Origin of the sequence: Arcanobacterium bovis (assembly GCF_004331995.1) — a bacterium.
GTDB lineage: Bacteria > Actinomycetota > Actinomycetes > Actinomycetales > Actinomycetaceae > Arcanobacterium_A > Arcanobacterium_A bovis.
Genome location: NZ_SJDT01000001.1, coordinates 60,043 through 78,468, shown reverse-complemented (window position 1 = coordinate 78,468; position 18,426 = coordinate 60,043). Strand labels below are relative to the sequence as shown.

The window sequence follows — 18,426 nt, the reverse complement described above, 5'->3', positions numbered from 1 at the left end:
CAATCATAATTGTACTGTATATGTTACAGATGGGATTTACAGAGAGGTGTCCTCAAATGCCGCGTGATGTGAATTTCGTGTACAGTTCACCGCTCCGGCATGGAGACAAGGTATATTAAAGGCATGACTAAACGAATTCTTGTTACGGGTGCTGGTGGATACATCGGACGTCATGTTGTTACAGACCTCCTCAATCGTGGAATGGATGTCTCGGTTGTCGATTTTCGAACTGATGGCATCGACGAACGCGCAGAGGTAATCGACGAAAATATCTTCTCGGGCGCGGAGGATATCTACGATCGACTCAAGCGACCAGCCGTCGTCATCCATATGGCGTGGCGTGACGGATTCGTACACAACTCGCCTGCTCATATCGACGATCTAGCTGCTCATGCCCACTTTATTGAGCACCTCTACAAGGGGGGGCTCAAGCAACTCGTGGTCATGGGTACCATGCATGAAGTCGGATACTGGGAAGGCGCAATTAAAGCAGACACGCCCACAAATCCAGAGTCCATGTATGGAATTGGCAAGAACGCCTTGCGCGGCTTGACTGCCCTATATGCAAAGCAAAACGACGCGATTATGCAGTGGGTTCGTGCCTACTACATTGTGGGCGACGACGCTCGCGGCAACTCGATTTTCTCCAAGCTGTACCGTGCAGTGCAAGAAGGCAAGAAGACCTTCCCCTTCACTACAGGCAAGAACCTCTACGATTTCATTTCGGTGGACGAACTGGCTCACCAAATCGCTGCAGTTGCGCTCCAAACAGAGGTAGACGGCGTCATCAATGCGGCAACTGGGAAGCCGATGTCCTTGGCAGATCGCGTTGAGAAATACATCGTTGACAATAATCTTGATATCTCGCTCGACTACGGCGCGTTCCCGGATCGTCCCTACGATTCGCCAGGCGTGTGGGCAGACGTTGAAAAAATTACCAAGGTGCTTAGCATCACCGGTTAAATCGATTTAGTTCTTCATTTTCTGTCAAGCAAAGCAATTTACAATTGAGGAGTGCCTAGTGGCTGCCATAGCGTCGGACGCAAAAAGACTTGGAATTTTCTTTTTCTATGATTCACAAGGAATTGTCGATGATTACGTCGATGCTTTGCTAGCAGATATGAAAAAGAACCTAAGTGAACTGGCGATTGTAGTAAATGGTTACTTAGCGCCGAAAAGCTATGCGAAACTTCGCAAGTTTAGCTCCAATGTAATTATGCGGCATAATGTGGGCTTCGATGTGTGGGCATACAAAACGATGCTCGAACGTTACGGTTGGGATAGGCTTGCCGAATTTGATGAGGTGGTGCTGTTTAACGCCACGGTTATGGGACCGGTTTATCCGTTCGAGGAGATGTTCTCCTCGATGGCAAGCCGCGATCTCGATTTCTGGGGCATTACTACCTACCACTATTATCCAGATGATCCGTTTGGAACCATGCCAGAAGGCTATATTCCAACCCATTTACAATCGCATTTCCACGCATATCGTAAGTCTCTAGTAACGAGCAAAGAGTTCCAAGAGTACTGGGACACCATGCCGATGATCGTTTCCTATACAGATTCGGTTGGAAAGCATGAAGCTCCTTTCACTCAGCGTTTCGAGCGTTTGGGCTTCAAATGGGAAGCTTATGTTGATACTTCTGACCTGGAAGATTTCACATATCAGCCAATCGTATTTGCTGCTAAGAAATTGCTTGAGGAAAAGCGTTGCCCAATTTTCAAGCGCCGCTCGTTCTTCCATGATTACGACGATGTTCTCAACCAGTCGGTTGGAAACGCCACAATGGATTTGTACGAGTATCTGCGCGATCACACTGATTTTGATACCAATCTGATCTGGAACAATGTGTTGCGTACTCTGAATATGGCCGATCTGGTGCGCAATGCCAAGCTCAATTATGTGTTCTCGGATTCGGCGACCTCATATGACGTCGCTACATCTGGGCAGCGTATTGCACTTATTTTGCACGTCTATTATATGGATTTGTTAGAACAGACAGTTCATTATGCACGTTCGATGCCCGAGGGTTCCGATATTATCGTGACGGTAGCAGGTGAAGAAAAGGCAGCTCAAGTGCGTGAAGCCTTCGCTGATATGCCATATAACGTGGACGTGCGACTGATCGAGAATGTTGGACGCGACGTGAGTGCACTTTTGGTGGGCGTAAAGGACGTAATCGATAACTACGACGTCGTCTGCTTCGCTCACGATAAGAAAGTCACGCAACTGACGCCACACTCAAAGGGAGACGGTTTTGCACTCAAGTGCTTTGAAAATATCTTGGCTTCCAAGGAATTTGTTGCCAATGTGATCGAGAAATTCGAACAGGAGCCAAGGCTCGGCCTCATGGCTCCAACTGCGCCAAACCACGCGGAGTATTTCCTCCCGTATGCCAATGGCTGGGGGCCGAATTTCGAGAATACGCGGAACTTGTTGAATGAAATGAACATCATTGTTCCTTTGGATCCTAATAAAGAACCAATCGCGCCACTTGGCACGATGTTCTGGTTTAGACCACAAGCTCTTAAACCGCTCTTCGATATGGATTGGCAGTGGGAAGACTTCCCACCTGAACCGAATGCCATCGATGGTACTTTGTTGCATGCTGTTGAGCGTGCCTATGGTTATACCGCCCAGGCTTCAGGCTTTTTTTGCGCGTGGATGTTTTCCTCGACATTTGCTCGAATTGAACTCACTAATTTAGCGCACCAGTTACAGCAATTCTCCTATAGTACAGCTGTGCGTTTCGGTGGGGGAACTGCATTCGATATGCTCAGGGCACTACGAACCGGAAGTGTTGCCAAGGCAAAGGTCCGCAGAGTGTTGAGTGTGGTTGTGCCCAATAAATTGCATGCTCCTGCTTGGCGTGCATATCGGAAAGTACGAGGAATTATTCGATGACACTCGCCTCGAACCACGCACCGTCGACGCCAGCGGCGCGCCCCAAAAAACGTTTGTTTTATTTGGATTTTATTCGTGCTCTGTCTGTGCTCATTATTATCCTGACGCATTTTAATAATCCCTACCTTGCTAACAACGGCTACCTCATCACGAATCTTCCTTTTGGTATCTATGTTGGTGGTTTGGGCGTATCGGTGTTTTTGATTATTTCGAGCGCTGGTCTGACGATCTCCTACAAGCGCCCGATCAATCTAAAGCGCTATTTCAAGAAGCGTTTCCTCAACATTTACCCTATGTTCTGGATTGCTTGGATTGTTGCCTTTGTGTTCTTGCGTTTCATTTATGGCACTCAATCTTTTGGCAGTGGGCCAATCGAGAGCTTTCCCTTAACTATTTTAGGGTTTGATGGCTTAGCTGCTCTTTTTGGCATGCGCACGATGTTTATCGTCGGCGAGTGGTTTTTGGGCTTTATCATCGTCTACTACCTGATATTCCCATTGCTTCTTTGGGCGATTGACCGTCGACCGGTGATTTCGGCTTTCGTAATCGTGGCGATAAATTTGGGTTCGCTGTACGTACTGACTCGCTACCAGCACACCTACGAGCCGTCAGCGATGATTCCAGTTCGCTTGATTGAGCTTGCCTTCGGTATTTATTTCGTCAAATACATCAAGCGTGTTGCATGGTATTGGGCGATTCCGGCGGTCTTTGTATTGCTCGTCGGTGCAGCCTTCCCTGATCTCCAAGAAAATCTTACGACCGCGGTTGTTGGGCCTGCATTCTTCGTATTGCTTGCGATTATCGGACAGAAGCTGGATACCAAATTGGTGAGAATTCCCGTTTCGTTGATTTCGAAATATTCCTATGCAGTGTTCTTGACGCATCACATTATCATTCTTTGTGCGTTTATGACCGTCAATATTCCAGCTTTGTCGCAGCAAAATCGATGGATTCTTTTCCTAGGGCTGAACGTCGTCATTTTTGTGACATCAGTTGTTCTGTACCACGTCAACGATTACGTGATCAAAGGCTTTAGTGCGATATTCAGGAAGATGACGCCGCGGAGCCGTGTTGCTTCAGGTGACGGTCTACAGGCAACGGCTTCGAATAACGAGGTGCGTTCGGAAACTGTTATGTCGTCGTCCGTTGAGAAAACATTCGCGGATGAGGGATCGGTGACTCAGTCTGAACTTCGCCCTGATTTTGCTGATGCTGAGCAGCGCTTCCTGTGGCTGGATCAGCAGAGCCTTAAGCCGGTGGTGCCGAAGTCAGGATTTTTTAGCGGGATCTTGGCATCGTATCGAGAGCTGTGGAATCATCGAGGATTGCTATCGCTTTTTGCGAAACGCGAATTGAAGTCGCGTTATAAAGATTCCACCCTCGGATACTTGTGGACTCTTGTGCGTCCGCTCATCAATCTGCTCATTTATTATTTTGCCATTGGTAAAGTTCTTGGAGCTCAACGAGCTATTCCAGATTTCGCGATCTACGTTTTCGCCGGTCTCACAGCATGGGGATTGTTTGCTGCAATAGTTTCGGGATCGACCTCTTCAATTTTGGCAAATGCCGGAATCGTGAAGAAGGTTTTTCTTCCACGCGAACTCTTTCCTTTAACGTCCACTGCATCTGCATTGGTTGATTTTGTGTCGCAGATGGCCATATTGCTACTGGCTACCAGTATGATAAGGGGCATTAACCTCAGGAATTTTGTGATTTACGTGCCGATTTCTATGCTCGTGGTGGTGGTATGGGCACTCGCATTCGGGTTGATACTTGCTGCTTTGAACGTTTACATGCGTGATATCCAATATTTAGTAGAAGTGGCGATCATGATCGGCTTCTGGCTCACTCCGAGTGTGTATTCCTTCGCGATGATTTTGGATTGGGCATCACCAATCATTACAAAGCTTTATCTGCTCAATCCTCCGGCGCTTGCTGTTATGGGCTTCCAAAAAGGTACGTGGGCCGCTGGAGAAGTTGCTATATGGCCCACCGAACTTTTCGATAGATTGGCGATTATGCTGATTGTCGGGGTGGTTGTGCTATTTGTTGCCCAACGAATTTTTGCCGTCTTGCAGCGGAATTTTGCCCAGGAGATGTGATGGACATTAGACCTGATGTTATTGAAATTGATCGAGTCACGAAGAAATTCGTGATTCACAAGGATAAGTCTTTGAAAGAACGAGTCGTCAATGTGCGCCGTTCGAAAACATTCAAAGAAGAATACTGGGCGCTTGATGATGTAAGTTTCTCGATTCAAGCAGGTCAGTCAATTGGATTGGTGGGCCCAAACGGTTCGGGAAAATCAACGCTTCTCAAAGTGATCGGGGGGATTCTTTCTCCCGATAAAGGCGAGGTTCGCACGCGGGGTCGAATTGCTGCGTTGCTGGAGCTGGGTGCGGGATTTCATCCTGATTTGACGGGCCGAGATAATGTTTATCTGAACGGTGCGATTTTGGGATTGTCACGTTCAGAAATTGATCGTAGTTTCCAAGATATTGTTGATTTCTCGGGTATTGGTGAGTTCATCGATACGCAAGTGAAGTTTTATTCTTCGGGAATGTATGTCCGTTTGGCTTTTTCTGTTGCGGTGCATTCAGATCCCGATATTTTGCTTGTTGACGAAGTGCTTGCTGTGGGTGACGAACCTTTTCAAAAGAAGTGCATGGATAAGATTCGCCAGTTCCAAGATGAGGGCCGCACGATTATTCTTGTATCCCATTCAGCTGAGCAAATTGTGGATGTGTGTGATTCGGCAGTGGTGCTTCAATCGGGCAAACTAGTTTTCTCAGGTAGCGCGCGCGACTCAATGAAATACTTGCACCAGATGTACCAAAAAGCGGCAGCAATTTCTCGCCACGAGCATATTGACACAGAGAGCATGGCAATTGAGGATTTCTCGTTTTCAGCGCAATCTATTAGGCCTGATGCTGATGGTACATTCGCCCCTGGAGACACGCTTGAACTCAGTATAGCTTTGTCTGCGAAGCAGGAGATCGACGGTTATGACATCGTGGTTTCGATCGAGACGGCCATCGGGCATCATGTGACTTCAATCGATACCCGTAAGATGAAAATTGATCTGCCTCGAATTAACTCCCAACAGCGTATTGCCATTTCTGTTCCTAACTTAAATCTTGGTTCAGGAGATTATAAAGTCGACGTGCTATTGCTCGATTCACGCGGTTACGAAGTGGACTCATATCGGTCAGACGATCTTTTACAAGTACGTGGAGAAGGATGGACGAACGGTATCTTGGCGCTCAAGCCCGAGATTAGTTTCGCTTAGTAAGTTTGCTTTTGCACACAGGGGCTGTGGGTTCGTTGCATGAACAGTGGTTGTGTTCGCTACATCGTTATGTGGCTATGTTCTTGATGAATGCTACATCTGGGTATAAAAGACGCTACGTTTGCCACAAATTATCTGCGGAAGGGCTCAGTATTTCCCAGTCCGGTTAAAAACGCCATGAATTAATCCGCGCCCGATAAACACTGCTCGTTTGCGCCGCTGTGGGGCGCAAACGAGGTTGAATCCCACATATTTTATGAGCCACAGCATGTAGCCGGCGATCCAGTGCTTATTCAGAAGTCCGGATTTGCACAGCAAGATGGTATTTCGGGTGAGGTAATAGTTGCGAATCGGGGAGTGCACATGCACTGGTTGCGCGCGAAATGGCACAGTCGCTGTGCGATCCCCAAGGGAATGAGCCAAAGTAGTGGCAGTGGTAACGGCAAGTTTTCCACCTGCCGCGCGTGCACGTAAGCACCACTCTAAGTCCACGTGGTCGATAAAGTATTCGCTCTTCATCGTCCCCACAGTTTCGAAACAGCGCGCGTCAATCAGACATCCAGAGGCGAGCAAGAACGCCGGTTCCACATAGCGTTTTGTGAGCTCGGCAGGAGTAGCGCGGCGTGGTCCCCACGTGCGATCCATGTAGACGAGTTCGTCGCCGCCGTCGTTCTCGTCTCGAATATAGGGGCCGACGGCGATTGCGCCAGTATCGTCCATAGCCTCGCAGAGTTTGGCAACCATATCAGGTTCTGGAAGCGAATCTTGATCGGAGAGTAGCACGTGGGTGGCACCGGCTCTGAGTGCCATCTCGATACCGATATTTTGTGCGTAAGCTATCCCCATGTTCTCGTGGAGCTCAAGCACATGGGCTCCACAATTATCGGCAGTGGCGTGCAAAGCTGCGCATTCTTGTGCATTTGAGCCATTATCCACCACAACGCAGGTGCCAACCTGCTTGCACAACGCCTGAACAAGTTCGTGTGTTAACCAATCTGGATGGTAAGTAATCACAACTGCCCAAATTTGGGGCGTTTTCTTTGCGACTGTCAATTGCTTCCTACCTGTTTTTTGGCTCAATTAGTGCCTTGCGTGATCCAAAATTGTAAATCATGACGAGCACGGTGGCGATGAGTTTGGCGAAGCCCGGTTTGATCAATGCCCAGTCAACTAGCAGATACAGGAATAGCTGATTCAACCCCATGCCGATAAGGGTTAGAACAGTGTATAGAGAAAATTCAGAGATTTTTGAGCGATTCGCATCGGACTCAAAAACGTATTTCATTCCCAACCAGTAGTTAACCAAGATTCCTGCAGTGTAAGATATGGTGCTCGCAATTAGGTAGTTAATACCTAGTAAATAGGTTAGACAAAGGAAACCACCGTAGTCGACGGCTGTCGAAATAACTCCAACCACGCCAAACTTTAGAATTTGGCTGATCAAGGAAACACTCTTACGTTCCAAGGTGCGCTCCTATTTGAATAAAAGCTCGCGTGCGAACAATAACAGTGATGGAAGGACAAAAGCATACAGGCCTGCATTATAAATATAAAGTGAGCTAACCTTGACTGGTAAGCGACCAGATTCAACAGCTTTGTAATTCAATGCAGTGCCAGATAATTGGTGATCTTTATTGTGATAAATAAGGACGAAGATAGCTAAAAGGAACGCTAGCGCGAAGGCATAAAACATATTGGGTTGCGCAATTCCAAATTTATCTGCTAGCGAGAAGAACGAAGGTGTGCCTGAATAGCGGAGGTTAAATGTTTTCGCAAATATTCCTCCATTCACCATATTTTGATCCATGTAGAATTTGAAAGTCAGCACTGACGTAATGATGAGGAAGACGAAAAAACCGGTCGAAAGAATTAAGAGCTCATTCATCTTCGGGTGTCCGGCAATGAGAATAGCCATAAACGGAGCTGCGAGAATCCACCAATAGGTATTTGCGAAGAATAAGGCAAATGGTGCTGCAATGCTGAAAAAGGAAATGTAAACCGCTTTGAAACGGAAATCGAATTCGTCTTTGGGCACGACGACATAGGCATAAATCGCGACGCAGGCGAGAGCAACAATAGAAAGAGACACCAAGCCGAAATTATAGGTTATACCATTGTCCGTTAATTTCATAAGGAGATTCGAACGAAGTTGGCGAGCTACACCGTAGCCAGGCATATTACGCGCGGCTAACTCGGTTATGGCAGTAAAGGACAATCCAATTAAGAGATGCTTCGCTACATGAATAAAGCGTTTCTCGACTAACAAAATTAAAGGAACGAATGCGAAAAGGGCAAACATTTTGCATACGATCGCAACGGACATTATCAAAGAAAAGACAGTCAGTTTGCGTTTCGCATAAAAATTGAGAGCGATTAGGAAGAAAACCAAAGTAATGACGTCGTATTGCCAAAAAATCGCATCTGCAAAGAGAGTTAGCGGTGAAGCGAGATATGCATACGCGGCCCATCGTGCGAGACCATCGCTGTATCCTAAAGTTTTGCTCAATTTGAATACCAAGTACGCTGTAGCAATGATAAGGATCATTAACCAGATTTGTGTGTAGCGCAAAGATATTTCAATCTGCATAGGGCTTGTGTAATCGAAGCCAGAAAAAATATGGATAATAAGTGCAAGAGGCAGCAAGAGTAACGAAATTAAGCCATAAAAAAAGATGCTGTACATTGCAGACATAATCGTCGAATCGACGCTCATCTGGTAGAAATCATTGATACTTCCGGTGAATATGCAGTGTATCAATAGCATCGAATGTTGTACCGTTGCAATGAGATCTGATGGATCACGCAGGAAAAAAAAGAAGCCGACGAGCATTGACGCCATGGGCAAGGACCACTGAAAACGTGTGGGTCCTTCAGCTTTTAGATACTTCATAATTTCTCCATGTTTCCTAGAATGACCTGTACTTGTAGCATGAGTTACCTATTGTATGTTACTAGAACCAAGAATTCTGAAACGACTTCCAATGTCGGCATTTGTCAAAGCAAAGCCTGCCGCGAAAGGCATGAGTGCGATTCGGTCGATTTCTGGATAAACAACAGAGCACAATCTTAAATCTCGTGCTTGAAAGGACGTTTGATTGGTTACCACTTGGAGGTAGGGCAATTTCCGTTTGAATATAGCTTTTGCTGTTCCGATGAGTTCGGCAATAGAAAGGGAGTGTCCCGAACAGATTATCTTTACGGTGCTTTTGCCACGAGCTTCGCGTTGTGCAGTTTCAATAAGGCGAAGAATGAGCTTTGCGGCGTCGTCTGTAAAAATATAATCGCGTAATGTATCGAGGGACACGAAAATCTTGTTGAACGTTCCCTGATGGTACGCAAGGCAAAGCTGCGACACCAGCCCTTGTGGTTTAGAGATGTTTTGGCCGGGACCGTAGAGGTTAGCTATGCGTCCAATTGCAATGGTTGCTCTGTATTCTGTTAGGGAAGCGACGGCGTTTTCACACTTTAACTTCGCGAAACCATAGGGAGCAAGGGGAACAGGCTGGGTGTGCTCAGTAAAAGGAGGATTGCCTGCGCCTGCATACACTCCACCGGCGGATGAAGCATAGAAGAATGTTAGATCTTTCAAACGTTCTGGATACTGCTGGCGTAGTAGCTCGACAAAATCGTGAAAGAGTGTGGTTTCTTTGTTGAGAGCCTCTGCGGTGGTTCCGGTCGTGCCTGCTCCCGCGCACCACATGATAGTCCATTCGGTACGGCTACGATCATCACGTTTGTCGTCATCTGGAAAAATCTCGGAGAGCGTGTCAGCGAGTCTCCGCAGAACCAAATCTGAGTCGTGCCAAGGAAGATTCTTAGCGATGACCAATTTTGTATTCTCATGTCGTAAGGACTTGACGAGAGCTCTTCCCAAAAGCCCGCCTGCGCCTACAACTAACGTCCAGGACTCTTTACCCATGTTTACCTATTGGATGTCGGATGACGGATGAATAGAAGTATTGGAGGACTCTTCATCGCCGTTATCTTGTTTTCCGCGCCCGAGAGGTCCATTGTGTGGATCTGATGTTACCAAGTACAGAGGACGCCCCATCGCCATGTTGACGGCAACGCCTACATATTCAGCTATTACTCCGAGTGAGAGCATAATAAGACCAGATGTGGAAAGGATAACTATGATCGTTGACGACCAGCCAATCTGGACATCTGGGTTAACGAGTTTATTAATAAAGACGATAATCGCTAAAAGAATACCCACGAAAGCCGTGAAAGCGCCAAGGAAACTGACGATCCGAAGGAATCCTGTCCCGCTCGACATCACCATGCGCCAGAAATGTGCGATGAGATTACGGTAAGAATATCCGGATTGGCGGTTGCTACCTTCTTCACGCAAATGAATCCCAGCGGTCGTCACCTTAGCAACCCATCCTAATGCGACATCGAGATAGACTCCGCTTCCTGCATATGCAGAAGCAGAGCGGGCAACTTCCCCAAGGATAAGTCGGAAACTATTGTAGTTTGTTGAGTTCTTTGAGCCCATCAAGACGTTGACAATTTTCTTCGCAGTTCTGGAAGTCAGATTTCTCAGGAACCCGTGCGGAGGATTGTTCAGCGGACGGGCATAGACGAGGGTGGCGTGTTCTTCTAAGGCTGTGTCTAGAAGAATTCCAATATCGCGAGGATCCTGTTGACCGTCTTCGTCAATAGTGACAACCCAATCGCCTCCAGAGGCTGAGATTCCGGCGAGTGTTGCAGGGTGCTGACCGAAATTGCGACTTAGCCAGACTAATTTGAGCCATGGTCGTGCCTCAGCAAGTTCACGCAGAACTTGTGGGGTTTGGTCATACCCGTGATCGTACACGCAAACAACTTCGCGTACCCGCCATATATTCCCATTTGGAGAGGTGTTGGCTTCGATTAAAGTGTCCAGTTCGGCAAACAAATGGGGAAGTGTCTGCGCACCCTGATATACAGGAATGACAACCGAGACGGCGTGAGTGCAATTCGTCATCCAGAACTCCAATTCATCTTTTGTAACATGGAATATCGTATCAGCTCGTCTTGAGATTTGAGGCTTTCGCCTGTGAAATGTGAATAAATCTCACTTCGATAAGGGTGTCGCCATATTTTGTTACAGTAAATATGTGTTTATATTATAATTCAGTTACAGTTTAAGCCCACTGATTTCTGCAAGGCTGCTACTTGGCTGATTATTATAGCCTTTAGCATTAGGGAAGCGTTAATGACAAAATTTGAACAAAAGGCACTGAAATTAATTACAGAACATCTGCATGTCCTGTTGATTATTGGTGTGATTGCAGGGGCGGTGCTGATCCGAATTCTCGGATTGAAAAATCCATCCGGTGACACAACTGGTTTCATCGTTCCGTGGTTCGAGGAAATTAGGGCCGGAGGAGGTTTCTTCTATCTGGACCACCAAGTAGGAGACTATAACCTGCCGTACCAAACGATTATGTCCGGCTTAACATACCTAAGTGCATGGGCACAGCCGCTTACTCTTATCAAAATTCCTGCCCTAATTTTCGATTTTATTCTGGCTTTTGCAGGGTATGAGTTGGTTAAAACGCACAATCCTAATCTGCCGAAGATGACATACTGGTGTGTATTCTTGGTCGTCTTATGGGTGCCGAGTGTGTGGCTTAATTCTGCGTTTTGGGGCCAATCGGATGCAATTTATACGAGTTTCGTCCTATTCTCTGTGTCTTTCTTGATTCAAGATAGACCGCGTTGGGCATCCTTCTTTTTAGGGCTAGCCTTTGCGTTCAAACTACAAACTGTATTCATCTTGCCGTTGTTCGTTATCCTTTATATGACGACGAAGCGCATTAGTATTTTCCACAGTATCTGGGCGCTAATCGGTTTCTACGTTCCTTGTCTGCCTGCAATCATGGCGGGAAGAGACTTGCTCACGCCGTTTAAACTATATTTCGATCAAACTGATATATGGAAGTCCATGTACCTCAACTATCCGAGTTTTTGGTCCGTGGTTTCCAAATACGGCGATGTTCCATATTTTGCTTTGAAACATACGGCAGTGATATTGGCAGCCGTTGTGCTCTTCGTTGGCATGTATCTGGTTCATGCGCAGAAAATCGATATGTCGCGTGGAGTGAACATAACCAAAGTGGGTGCGTGGGGCATTTGGACTTGCGTCATGTTCTTACCAGCAATGCACGATCGATACGCGTATGTGTTGTTAATTTTGCTTGTTGCTGGTTCGTTCATTGATAACAAGCTGATTCCTTACGCGGTTATTGTTGCAGTTCTTGACATGTTTTTGTACGGTCTGGCTTTATTTGGCGGAGGAGACGTTCCACTCATCGTCCTCGGCGTTGTCAATGTAGGTGCCTATGCATGGTATTCTTATTGTCTTTTTTCGAAAAATGCCACGTCGCACGGCGAAATGGACCCAAAGCGAGGCGAGGCGATTGGAAGTAACGTTGCTCCGCAAAAGCTACGGTAGCACTCATATTTAAGATGCCACACTTTTAATGTGTGTTGTTGCAGAATCCCTGTGGAAGACATTGGGTGGTGGGTAATTCTCCGGAATTACCCACCACCCGTTTGGTTTAGCGCTTGTATTATTGTTTATTGGCTTCAGACACTGAGCCGGTTTTACTTCCCTTGGCTCAGAATCTGCATGAGGTACTCGCCATAGCCCGATTTGCGCAATGGCTCGGCGCGCTCAGCAAGTTCTTCGTCATTCAAGAAGCCCATGCGCCATGCAACTTCCTCTGGGCAGCCAATCTTAAGACCTTGACGCGCCTCAACAGTGCGTACAAAGGATGTGGCGTCTGCCAGCGAATCAAATGTGCCAGTGTCGAGCCAAGCGGTTCCACGTGGAAGCACTTCCACTGCCAGCTTTCCAGCCTCGAGATATACCTTATTAACATCGGTAATCTCGTACTCGCCACGAGCCGAAGGCTTGAGATTCTTGGCGATATCAACAACGTCGTTATCGTAGAAATACAAACCAGGAACAGCGTAATTCGACTTTGGCTTTGCCGGCTTCTCTTCGATGGACAGCGCGCGGAAGTTCTCATCAAACTCCACCACGCCGTAGCGCTCTGGATCGTTCACGTGGTACGCGAATACCGCACCGCCGTCGGGATTAACATGGCGGCGCAACTTCGTGCCCATACCGTGACCATAGAAAATGTTATCGCCCAATACCAGTGCGGCTGGCTCATTCCCAATGTGCGAGGCACCAAGCACGAAAGCTTGAGCGAGCCCGTTTGGCTCCTCCTGCACGGTGTAGGAAAGATTTACGCCCAGCTGGGATCCGTTGCCCAACAGACGCTGGAACTGATCCATGTCATGCGGCGTGGTGATCACAAGAATATCTTGGATACCGGCGAGCATGAGGGTGGTCATGGGGTAGTAGATCATTGGCTTGTCGTACACAGGAACGAGCTGCTTGGACGTGCCAAGAGTGATTGGATGTAAACGTGTGCCGGACCCGCCGGCCAAAATAATTCCTCGCATATATTTATTTGTACCGGACAATGCGCGGTATTGCGAGCGTATTTGCTCAAAAATTGAGAATTTGTGCCTTTTCTTCGCGCGCAATCGTCGCCAAATCGGCACCTTGACGCGCAACCACCACCAAGGTACCTTGCTGCTCCCAGCTGAGATAACTTGCATAAAGGGCGTGCTGAGCGGCAGGATCACTGATCAAAGCGGCCTTGGCGGACTCATTGGGAGAGGTGAGAATATTCTCCATCAGATGTTGGCTGTTTTCGTGCGCATCGGGCGAGCATTCCGATTCGCACATCAGTTCACGGAAATTCGATTCGCCCGAATCTGCGTCCACGAGCAGAGCATCGGCATATCCGAGAACTTCGGCGGCGCCATCGTAAACCTGTGTTGGAAGATCCGCTCCGTCCCAGCTCAGCGCCAAATCGGACAGGTTGAGTGCGATGAGGAAATCGCCGTCGTAATCTTGCGCTACGCGGTGCGGATCGGAGGTAACGACGACGGCATCGCGGCCAGTTTCGCGTAAGGTACGGCGTCGTTCGTCGTCGGAAAAATTGCCAATAAATCTCACGTGAGCACCACAAACAAGCGCTGAAACCGACCATAAGACCGTCTTCCAATGCGCGGGCAGATCGAGCAGAACTGGCGTGGTGGGAACAACCTCACACTCTTCGGAGAGGAAATTGGCAATCTTGGCAATGTGATTAGCGCACACCTTTCCAGAGAGCTCAATGCGCGAAATTTCGCCGTACCAAATAAGGGCAGGCGTAGTGCCAGACGTAACGAGTGTGCGATATAGCTCAAGCGGAGTATGCATGCCTTCCATATTTCCATAAATCGACGATGAATGTGGTGCGTGAGAGCGGACAACACTCATGAACGGGCGTTAAACCAGCGTTTTGCGTTGAAACGGCAGATGTCATTCACTAGCACAAACTGGATAGCAGATTTCAAGCCAAAAATGAAATAGTGCAGTTTGCCTTATCGTCTTGACTTTTGGTGTATAACACGCGTGTAATTTACATAGTAAAAGAAATCTCAGAAGGGGCGAATCTATGTTGCACGATGCTTCCGACAGCCGTAAACGCACGGCCGACTCGGCGGGTCTTGACGCACAAGTAGCTCAGAGCCTCATGCAAGGGATTTTCAACCTTGGCTATGGTACGAGTAGCGGTCTGCCAGATCTTTCTTGGATGGAAGATGCGCTGTGCGCCCAAACTGATCCCGATATTTTCTATCCAGAAAAGGGCGGATCTACTGCGCCAGCAACGTCGGTGTGTAGCGGCTGTTCAGTTCGCGCTGAATGCCTTGATTACGCCGTCACCAATGATATTCGGCACGGGATCTGGGGCGGTACCTCAGATAATGATCGCAAGCGGATGTCGCGCGAGCGCAAGATCGCTCAAGGCGGAAGTCGATAGTTTTCGTGGCCGCAGCAAGTGCTGAACACCTGATCCTGCGCGAAAATGTTCTTGCCATTATTGTTTCTCATGGGCAAGACGATGAATATTTGTCTCAAACCCTGCAAGCAGTGCGCGCGCAGTCGTGGGCTCCTCAGCATGTCTATGTAGCGCGTTCGGGTGGTGAGGCTCCGAAAAACGTTCTCGATAGCGCGATACAATCAACAGCTTTTCCGCGTGAGCGGCTGAGCTATGTTGATACGTCAGGCGCGGAAAATTTTGGTCAGTGCATAAGCCGTGTTCTTGACGCTATTAAGTCAGACGACGTTACGGCAGGCGCGGCGGCGCGAGATACCCGCGATACCACGGACACGCTGGATAATGCAGATACGCTGGCTATAGCGAACGCTGCGAGCACTGTGGACGGCGCGAACGCTGCGGAGGCTACGGTAACGCACGCCTTGGATTCCGGTGCCGCGGCAACCGCCGCAAGCAGCAGAAACTGGTACTGGTTTTTGCACGCCGACAGTGCGGCACACCCGGATGCGCTTGACGTCCTGCTCCGCAAAGGCGAAACCTCAACGCGCATCGGTGCCATTGGGCCAAAGCAAATCTCTTGGGATTCGGATTTTGAGGGAACCCGCCGCTTGCTTGAAGTGGGTATCAATGCCACTCGTAGTGCCCGCCGAGTTCCAGAAATCGACTATGACGAGCGAGATCAGGGGCAGTATGATTCGCGCGAAGATGTGCTCGGAATCGGTACCGCGGGTATGCTCGTGCGAGCCGACGTCTACCATGAACTCGGTGGTTTCGATCCATTCTTAGGGCCATTTGGCGACGGTTTGGAATTTTCACGCCGTATCCGTGCTGCTGGTTATCGTGTGATCGTGGCGCCAGCCGCGCAGATTCGCCATGCACGGCTCTCGTACGAAAACACCTCGGCAAACAGTACATCTCTTGATGGTGTCGATCAGAGTTTTGCTGCCCGACGCCGCGCCCAGATTTACAATAGTCTGCTCACGATGCCGTTGTGGCAGGCATGTTTTGCCTGGTTAGGGTATGTGTGTGCGGCAATACCACGCGCATTGATCAGACTCGCATTCCGTGATTTCACTCGCGCACGCGGTGAACTCAAAGCCGGCTGGAACATCCTTGCCGCTCTTGCGAGCATACGAAATGGCAGGAACAACCTACGGCTTGCGGGTGGGAATGCTGCCGGCATAGAAGAGCTTGAAGCTACCGGTGCAACGATTCGAGCGGTGAAACGTGAAACGAAGAAATCGCGTTCGGAAGCTGTGAAGCTGTTTGCTCTCCCAGACCCACTCACGCGTCAAGCCCAAGCTAATCTGCGTTTACATACGCGCAAGGGAGGTTTGGCAACACTTATTTCGGCGTTGTTGGTGGCGCTGTTATTCAATCTCCCGTATATTTCCGACGGTGTTTTGTCTGGTGGGGGACTCTTGCCAGATAATTCCACCGCTGGGCAGCTCTGGGAAGCTCTGCGCCAATCCTGGCTTGCATCTGGTGATGGATATGCTGTGCCGATAGATGCACTCTGGGCGATGTACCTGCCGATATTGGTGCTTTTATCGCCCTTTGGCGTCACGCTCGGGCAGCTCATCACTGCCACGCTTTATGTAGCATTCCCGATTGCTGCATTTGGAATGTATCTTCTTGCTGGGCGTTTCACGAAGTCATCGGTGGTTCGCTATTTTGCCGCTCTGCTGTGGATTGTGGCACCATCTCTGCTCGAAGCACACGCTACTGGGCATGTCGACGTAGTTATTGTGCATACCTTATTACCGCTCGCGCTGTGGGCGATGATTGGGGCATGGCGAAAAGTGCCCGGAACCCTTGGAATAGCTGCGCTATTAGGCGCAACTCTGGCTGCGGCGTCGCCAATTATGCTTATTTTCGTGCTCGTTGGGGCGGCCATCGGTTTGATAGCCAATCGCCGTCTCGTGTGGTTGTGGTTGCCGATTCCGAGCATAGTGGCATTATTGCCGCTCATTCGGTTTGTGAGCATCAACCCCTCATATTGGTTGCCAGCCCTATTTAATTCGCCGAACTCGCATTTTGTTGCCAATATTCAGCCACGCAACGTGCTGTTTGGGTTTGTTACCCACAACTTTGCGGTGAGCGGTTGGGATGCGCTGTTGTATGTGCCGTTACTGGTTATCGTCGGTGTGGGAGCGCTGACGTGCTTGCGTAACCAGTATTGGCTCCGTATTCGATTCGCGTGGTTGATTGCGGTGGCAGGAATGGCCTTGGCACTCGCTGCAACCTACGTGCCTATATCGAGCGTTTTCACGGCTGACGGGATGCGCACGGTGCACGCGTGGCCAGGCGTGGAACTCTCAATATGCTGGTTGGGTCTCGTGGCCGCTATTGTAATGGGCGCACACGGATTGAAATCGACGCTGCGCAAGCAGTCTTTTGGATTTGCACACCTCTTGAGCTTTACATCTATGCTTGCTGTGCCCCTTGCGATTATTGCGATTGTGGTGCAATGGACTCACATTCAAGTTTCCACCGAATCGGTGCTCAACTCTGCCCCTGCTCAGTCAGTGCCGGCACTGGCGCAGAACAATCGTGAATCCGATCAGCGCTCTCGGGTGCTCGCCCTGCAAGCCTTCCCAAATGGAATTGAAGCGCAGGTCTGGCGTATGGATGGCCTGCAAATGCACGAGATGCCAATTGGCCGAGCTATATCAGGAATTGGCGGTCGTCCTGATCCTTTGGTTGAGAATACTATTAGCGCTGAGCACCCAGATATTGACGACCGCGCCACCACCGATCTCGAGCAAACGATTGCAGATATTACAGCTGGTTCCCGTGAAGTTGCAGCTAAGCTGGGCGATCACGCTATCTCGGTGATACTTGTGCCACCGGCGTCGAAAAACGCGGTTAGCTCCGACCGCGCCAAGCTGATCTCCTACCTCAATGCGGTGCCGGGTTTGGAGCGAGTTACCGAAAACGAGACAGGTGAGTTTTGGCGTGTCACGGCGCTGCAAAACTCCCGTACCAGCGCAGCCGCTTTGCGTTTAATTACCGACGACGGCGGGGTGGTTACGTCCGTTCCGGCTCTGCGATATGGCACCAAGACGGATATTTCAGTAGCGAAGCCGAGCACATTGGTGCTTGCTGAGCGCGCGTCGTCGGGCTGGAAAGCCGAAGTTGATGGCGTTGAACTGGACGTTAAACCGAGCGACTGGGCACAGACATGGACTGTTCCGGCTGGAACGGTAGGCGAACTGCGGATTACTCACGAGGATCCATTCGCCACCATACTGCTGATTTTGCAGCTGGCTGTGGCACTGATTGCGGTAGTAGTAGCACTGCCACTTCGGCCTGAACGCAGAGAGGCGCAATGAGCA

General features: G+C 49.0%; 14 protein-coding genes. 7 read left to right on the top strand and 7 right to left on the bottom strand.

Annotation, left to right across the window (positions count from 1 at the left end; translation table 11 throughout):
* Window positions 1-123: 123 nt before the first annotated feature.
* The 4 genes from EZJ44_RS00400 to EZJ44_RS00385 are packed head-to-tail and all read left to right on the top strand — an operon-like array spanning window position 124 to window position 6,194.
* A complete protein-coding gene (locus EZJ44_RS00400; protein ID WP_131279017.1) occupies window positions 124-963 on the top strand; it encodes an NAD-dependent epimerase/dehydratase family protein in 840 nt (279 codons plus the stop codon).
* A 58-nt stretch (window positions 964-1,021) separates the two neighbouring features.
* Complete coding sequence (locus tag EZJ44_RS00395; protein WP_131279015.1) at window positions 1,022-2,905, top strand: rhamnan synthesis F family protein; 1,884 nt, start codon at window positions 1,022-1,024, stop codon at window positions 2,903-2,905.
* Window positions 2,902-5,007, top strand: coding sequence for an acyltransferase family protein (locus EZJ44_RS00390; protein WP_131279013.1), 2,106 nt, complete (start codon window positions 2,902-2,904; stop codon window positions 5,005-5,007). The genes EZJ44_RS00395 and EZJ44_RS00390 overlap by 4 nt, the downstream gene beginning before the upstream one ends.
* Window positions 5,007-6,194, top strand: a complete 1,188-nt coding sequence (locus tag EZJ44_RS00385) for an ABC transporter ATP-binding protein (protein WP_131279011.1) — start codon at window positions 5,007-5,009, stop codon at window positions 6,192-6,194. Before EZJ44_RS00390 ends, EZJ44_RS00385 begins: the two co-directional genes overlap by 1 nt.
* 147 nt (window positions 6,195-6,341) lie before the next feature.
* Here the strand turns inward: EZJ44_RS00385 and EZJ44_RS00380 are convergent, their stop codons facing one another.
* Genes EZJ44_RS00380 through EZJ44_RS00360 form a run of 5 tightly spaced genes read right to left on the bottom strand, consistent with a single transcriptional unit; the run spans window position 6,342 to window position 11,163 of the window.
* Complete coding sequence (locus tag EZJ44_RS00380; protein WP_165496048.1) at window positions 6,342-7,247, bottom strand: glycosyltransferase family 2 protein; 906 nt, start codon at window positions 7,245-7,247, stop codon at window positions 6,342-6,344.
* Window positions 7,248-7,254: 7 nt separating this feature from the next.
* Window positions 7,255-7,659 (bottom strand): GtrA family protein, encoded by a 405-nt coding sequence (locus tag EZJ44_RS00375; protein ID WP_131279007.1) that lies wholly within the window; start codon window positions 7,657-7,659, stop codon window positions 7,255-7,257.
* 9 nt (window positions 7,660-7,668) lie between these two features.
* Window positions 7,669-9,084, bottom strand: coding sequence for a hypothetical protein (locus tag EZJ44_RS00370; RefSeq protein WP_131279005.1), 1,416 nt, complete (start codon window positions 9,082-9,084; stop codon window positions 7,669-7,671).
* A gap of 48 nt (window positions 9,085-9,132) precedes the next feature.
* Complete coding sequence (locus EZJ44_RS00365; RefSeq protein ID WP_131279003.1) at window positions 9,133-10,113, bottom strand: NAD-dependent epimerase/dehydratase family protein; 981 nt, start codon at window positions 10,111-10,113, stop codon at window positions 9,133-9,135.
* 6 nt (window positions 10,114-10,119) lie between these two features.
* On the bottom strand, window positions 10,120-11,163 hold the full coding sequence (locus EZJ44_RS00360) for a glycosyltransferase (protein WP_131279002.1): 1,044 nt from the start codon (window positions 11,161-11,163) through the stop codon (window positions 10,120-10,122).
* Window positions 11,164-11,394: 231 nt separating this feature from the next.
* Between EZJ44_RS00360 and EZJ44_RS00355 the strand changes: the two genes are divergently transcribed.
* On the top strand, window positions 11,395-12,636 hold the full coding sequence (locus tag EZJ44_RS00355) for a glycosyltransferase 87 family protein (RefSeq protein WP_131279000.1): 1,242 nt from the start codon (window positions 11,395-11,397) through the stop codon (window positions 12,634-12,636).
* Between the two features lie 152 nt (window positions 12,637-12,788).
* Here EZJ44_RS00355 and rfbA read toward each other — a convergent pair whose 3' ends face one another.
* Complete coding sequence (gene rfbA / locus EZJ44_RS00350; RefSeq protein WP_131278998.1) at window positions 12,789-13,658, bottom strand: glucose-1-phosphate thymidylyltransferase RfbA; 870 nt, start codon at window positions 13,656-13,658, stop codon at window positions 12,789-12,791.
* Window positions 13,659-13,704: 46 nt separating this feature from the next.
* Window positions 13,705-14,526, bottom strand: coding sequence for a TIGR03089 family protein (locus tag EZJ44_RS00345; RefSeq protein ID WP_131278996.1), 822 nt, complete (start codon window positions 14,524-14,526; stop codon window positions 13,705-13,707).
* 178 nt (window positions 14,527-14,704) lie between these two features.
* Here EZJ44_RS00345 and EZJ44_RS00340 point away from each other — a divergent pair, with 178 nt between their 5' ends.
* Both EZJ44_RS00340 and EZJ44_RS00335 read left to right on the top strand, forming a co-directional pair.
* Complete coding sequence (locus tag EZJ44_RS00340; protein ID WP_376988759.1) at window positions 14,705-15,070, top strand: WhiB family transcriptional regulator; 366 nt, start codon at window positions 14,705-14,707, stop codon at window positions 15,068-15,070.
* Window positions 15,071-15,075: 5 nt separating this feature from the next.
* On the top strand, window positions 15,076-18,423 hold the full coding sequence (locus EZJ44_RS00335) for a glycosyltransferase (protein WP_165496047.1): 3,348 nt from the start codon (window positions 15,076-15,078) through the stop codon (window positions 18,421-18,423).
* Window positions 18,424-18,426 lie beyond the last annotated feature (3 nt).

Coding starts and splice junctions, on each gene's coding strand:
- EZJ44_RS00340 (WP_376988759.1), top strand. CDS start 14,705: ATGTTGCACGATGCTTCCGACAGCCGTAAACGCACGGCCGACTCGGCG.
- rfbA (WP_131278998.1), bottom strand. CDS start 13,658: ATGCGAGGAATTATTTTGGCCGGCGGGTCCGGCACACGTTTACATCCA.
- EZJ44_RS00400 (WP_131279017.1), top strand. CDS start 124: ATGACTAAACGAATTCTTGTTACGGGTGCTGGTGGATACATCGGACGT.
- EZJ44_RS00360 (WP_131279002.1), bottom strand. CDS start 11,163: ATGACGAATTGCACTCACGCCGTCTCGGTTGTCATTCCTGTATATCAG.
- EZJ44_RS00390 (WP_131279013.1), top strand. CDS start 2,902: ATGACACTCGCCTCGAACCACGCACCGTCGACGCCAGCGGCGCGCCCC.
- EZJ44_RS00345 (WP_131278996.1), bottom strand. CDS start 14,526: ATGAGTGTTGTCCGCTCTCACGCACCACATTCATCGTCGATTTATGGA.
- EZJ44_RS00365 (WP_131279003.1), bottom strand. CDS start 10,113: ATGGGTAAAGAGTCCTGGACGTTAGTTGTAGGCGCAGGCGGGCTTTTG.
- EZJ44_RS00385 (WP_131279011.1), top strand. CDS start 5,007: ATGGACATTAGACCTGATGTTATTGAAATTGATCGAGTCACGAAGAAA.
- EZJ44_RS00355 (WP_131279000.1), top strand. CDS start 11,395: ATGACAAAATTTGAACAAAAGGCACTGAAATTAATTACAGAACATCTG.
- EZJ44_RS00370 (WP_131279005.1), bottom strand. CDS start 9,084: ATGAAGTATCTAAAAGCTGAAGGACCCACACGTTTTCAGTGGTCCTTG.